This window comes from Arcobacter sp. YIC-80 (assembly GCF_044841725.1).
Taxonomy (GTDB): domain Bacteria; phylum Campylobacterota; class Campylobacteria; order Campylobacterales; family Arcobacteraceae; genus Arcobacter_B.
Genome location: NZ_JBJBSI010000012.1, coordinates 1 through 5,046 on the forward strand (window position 1 = coordinate 1; position 5,046 = coordinate 5,046).

Sequence of the window (5,046 nt, forward strand, 5' to 3'; positions counted from 1 at the left end):
TGTTTCATCATATATATCACCAACTTGTACAGGATTTCCATTTACTGTTAATACTCCATCCTCTGGTAATGAAGTTATTTTTACTTTTACTATTGTTGAAGTTGAATCATCTTCTATATCACTTACAAAATCTTTTAATGTAAACTCTTTACCATCACTTATTAAATTTGATTCTACTTCTTGACCTACTAGTGTAATATTATCTAAATAAGCTCCCCTTGCATCAGAAGTACCTTGTCCAGCAAATGATAGTTCTGCTTCTGTTCCTGATAAATTAGTAAAAGTAGCTTCCACTTCATACCAATCTTCTGAGTTCTTAGATACAGTATAAGAAACATTATCATCACCAGTAAATGTTACATTACCATTTTCATCAGTTTCAACTAATAAATCAATTCCTCCAAATGATATTTTTGCATCACTTGAGTCTTCTGCTCCTAGTCTTGGTTTATAATCAAATGTTAATACAAAAGTATTATTTACTCCTAAATCAACCGTTGTTTTCATTGAAACATTTTCAAAAGCATCTAACTCTGCATAATGTTGTCCAGATGATGCACTAGAATTATATCTATCATCTGTATGTATTTCTAAACCTGTATCTTCTAATGTCCATTCTGTACCATTATCACCTATATAAATTCCATCTCCATTTGTACCATAATCAACAAACCAACCAGATTGATTATTATCACCTGGTCCAGCTTGTGTTTCAAATGATTCTTTTAATAATTCAGTTTCACTAACTACTTTAGGAGTAAAATCTAGCTCAATATGTCTATCTTGAGCTTCTGGTGGTGTGTTTGACTCTTGAATTGTTCCTGTAACAGAATCACTACTTACTGTTAATTTATTTTCTAAAGTTGTATTAGATGCTGTAACATTAGATACAGAAACAGTATAAGACTCACTACCTTCAAAAACATTGTCTTCTAATGCTTTATTAAATACGTAAGTACCACTTGTTCCACCATAAATTCTAACAGTATTTTGAGAAGAGTAATCTGTACCTTCAATTGCACCATTTGTTGTAGCTGGAGTATATTGTAAAGTTACTTCTACATATTCCCCCTCAGGAACTGCTACTTCATTTCCATTATCATCATATAATTTTACTCTATGAGCTAAATATTCACCTTCTAATACAGTATCACTATCAATTATTTTAACTGTAATTGAATCAGGTAATGAAGGTGTTTGAGTTTCAACATTTAATGTAATATCAGTAGTTGCACTATCTCCATCTCCATCAGTCACAACAACTGGTATATTGATACCTCCAGTAGGTAGTGAACCTGTTTGAGTTATTGTATATTCACCAGTTGATTTATCAATTGAAATACTAACCGAACTATCATCTTTTATAAGAGTATCTTTAGTAGCATTTAATGTCCACCCTGATTTAGAACCTAGTTCATACGAACCTTTACCATCTGCACCAAAGTTTATATCTAAACCTGAATTATCAGATAAACTACCTGTATGAGTAATAGAAGAAGCAGTCATTTGAATATCATCTATTGCCATACCCCAATTATCATTACCCTCACCAATTTCTTTAAATTCTAATCTATTAGATCCATCTCCAGAACCACCTTCAACTTGAAGATTCATAGTTTCCCAAGAACTATTATCTCCATCTATTGTAGCAATTACTTCACCATTCCAAATAACTTGCATTTTTCCTGACTCTGCTTCATTTGCTTGAGTAAAGGCTTTATCTTTAAATGCAAAACTTAAATCATAAGTTACACCATCTTTTGCACCACTTATAATTTGTCCTATGTGAGTATTTTCAATATCAGAATCTCTATAATTAGTTTCTCCAAGATCCATATAGTTTTCACCATCATCAGCACCTAAAGAAGCATGGTCTTGATCATGAGGTTCCATTCTCATTGAAGTACTACTCATTAACTCCCAACCTTCCATAGATTGAAGCCCAATCCATTCATTTGAAGCTAAATCTTTATTTTCTACAAAAGCATCACTTCCTGAAGTTTTAAATCCAGTAACATTCTCAAAACTTCCATTTATAATCATATTTGTAAATTGAGAATTATCTAAAGTAACTTCTTCTGAATTCGTATTGTCAATTGTTACAATATCATCGGCAATATCAACATTTAATGTTGTTTCAACATTTCCAATTACTGTTGAACCTTCAAGTTGAATAGCCAATGTTTCTAAATCTTCACTTGTTGTATCACTATGATCAATTACATCTTTTAAAGTAACTGTATATTCATTATTAACTTCATCTAAAGTAATTTCAAATATTTCTCTAGTTCCTGCCATTCCAATTAAGGTATTTTTATCAGCTGAAACTTGAAGTACTATATTTTCACCTTTTGAAGTTAAAGAAGTTGTTTGTCCCTCTTTAAATGATACATCAACATCTAAATTAGTATTAAAACTATATGAACCTGTAAATACTTTTACAGTATTGTAAGCATCATTATCAGTTGTACCTACTAAAGCATCTTCATCTACTAAAGCTCTATCAACTGACATAGTAAATGAATCATCATCAATAATTTCAGTGCTAATAGGTGTATTATTAATATTAAATTGCTCAAAACTTTCTGTATTTGTAATAGATAAAATACTTACTTTAAATGTTTCATTACCTTCAAATAATGTATCTGAAATAGTTTGTATATCGAAGTCTACTTTATTTGAATTTGCAGGAATTGTAACAGTTACAACTTCTGAAATATCTTGATTAGTTGCAGTATCAACATACGTATATTCTAAAGTTACAACCATGTCCTCTTTAGCTACTACAGGATTATCACTTTCATCTTTTAACTCAATAGTATAAGAAGATTTATTTCCTTCTGTAACTGATGAATTACCTGAAATAGAAGCTGTTACAACATCAGAATCATCAAGAATAGTTCCCGTAACACTATCTTTTACTCCATTTGTTTCATGTACTTTAACTGTTCCAAGTCCATTTACATTTGTAGTAATATTTTTAATAGATAAAGTATAACCTTCATTACCCTCTTTATCTAAATCATCTAAAATAGTATTTACTATTTGAGCTTGATTATTTCCTGATACTGTTCCTACAATTTCAACAAATATTGGTTTTGTATTTGAGAAGTCTTCTGCTTCAGTAGAATCATTTGTATATTCTAATTCAACCGTAACTTTTTGACCTGCTCTTAACTCAATTGGATCTCCATTTTGATCTACTAATTCTAAATTATGTACTAATTGAGCTCCTGTTGCTTCTGTAACTGATGAATCACCTGTTAATTTTACATAAGCACTAAAATCTGAATCAATATCGATACTTAATCCACCTGTAGCACCATCTCCATCACCATCAACAACATGGAAAGGAACTTCAAGTTTCGTAATTCCACTATTAGGTACAAACTGTGTTACTTCGTACGTAGGATTAGCACTATTTACATTGTTAGCCTCTAATTTAACTAAAATCTCACCTGTATTTGCATCTTTTCCTAAAAGAACTTTTCCATTATTATATACATTCCATTGTAAGTTTGGACCTGTTCCATCATTATTATTGACAATAATACCAACTCCATCACTTAAATCACCATCTCCCCAAGAAAATGAAATTTTCCCACCATCAAGTTTCGGACCACTTCCATCAGCTGGCCCATCTGCACCAAAACTAAAGTCAAGTTCATTTCCACCACTATTAATAACTAATATACCATTGATATTTACAATAGTTGCTAACATTTCATCTGTTAAATCATTAACATTTTCAATAACAAAAGTATCATGTCCATTACTAACATCTGCAATTTGATCTAAACTTCCTCTATCATTTCCATCTAAATCAACATTTGTTCCAATACCAATTGAGTATACATCATCAAAGTTTGCTTCGGCAAAAGTTTTCCATTCAGGAATTAAACCAGATACATTATCTGAACCATTTGCATCACCTGCTGTTGCATTACCATCTGAAAGCATATAGAATATATCTTGATCAGAAGATGGTGTAGGATCAGATGCAGTATCATAAGTATCCATTGTATCTCTTAATGTATCTTCATAATTAGTTGCTCCACCTGCTGTTAGTGCAGCAATAGCATTTTTAGCTGATGTTGAACTTGTATACCATTGAGAAGCATTCGCTTGAGCATTAAAAGAAACAATCTTAACATTAACATCTCCCATTTGCTCATATCTTTCAATTAATTTTATTGCAGCTTCTTTTGCAAGCTCCATTTTACTTCCAGGACCACTTCCCATACTTCCTGAATTATCAATAGCTATTACAATATTCGTAGTTGTATCTTTATATTGTGAATCTGCATCAATAATAACATTATTTGCAGTAGGAATATCATCTGCAATATCAATTTTGATTTGAGAATAAGCAACCTCTCCCTCATGGAAAGCTTTAACATTAAAACTTAAACTAGAAATTAAATCTTCACTTGTAAAGTCTGGATGATCAACAACATCAAGTAATTTAAATCTATATGTTCCATCATTATTTAATTCTATTTCAAAAACTTCTCTAGTTCCAGCCATACCTTTAATCATCTTATTACCATTAGATAAAATTAAATTGATATTTTCACCCTTAGATGTAATAGACGTAGTTTGACCATAACTATTAAATTCATAAATAGCATCATTTATATCTTGTGCATTTAAACCTAAAGAACCTGTTATTTCTTTTTCATCTGGATCATAATTATCCTGATCTGATGTTCCTAGTAATCCATCTTCATCTACTAAACCATTGTCAATATTAAATGATAAAGTATCTGTATCTGTTATTGCACTTGTTGCTACATTGTTTGTTGATGATGCTTCTACATTTTCAAAGTTAGAATCTGTATCTGTTACACCTGTTACTGTTACTACTAAGGCTTCTGTTCCTTCATTTAAGTAATCATCTTTTGCGTCTACTTTAAATGTTGCTGTACTTCCACCTGTTACATCAATGTTTGATGGTAATGTACTTGTATCTGCTCCACCTGCTGCTGCTCCGCTCCATGTTAATTGTACATTTACGCTCTCACCTGCTGGTACATTTACTTCATT

Annotated in this window: 1 protein-coding gene; it reads right to left on the reverse strand. The window is 31.2% G+C overall.

All coding sequences use genetic code 11. The features are described from left to right. On the reverse strand, positions 1-5,046 hold a 5,046-nt coding region (locus ACH5BK_RS12915; RefSeq protein ID WP_404308066.1), incomplete at both ends, for a VWA domain-containing protein.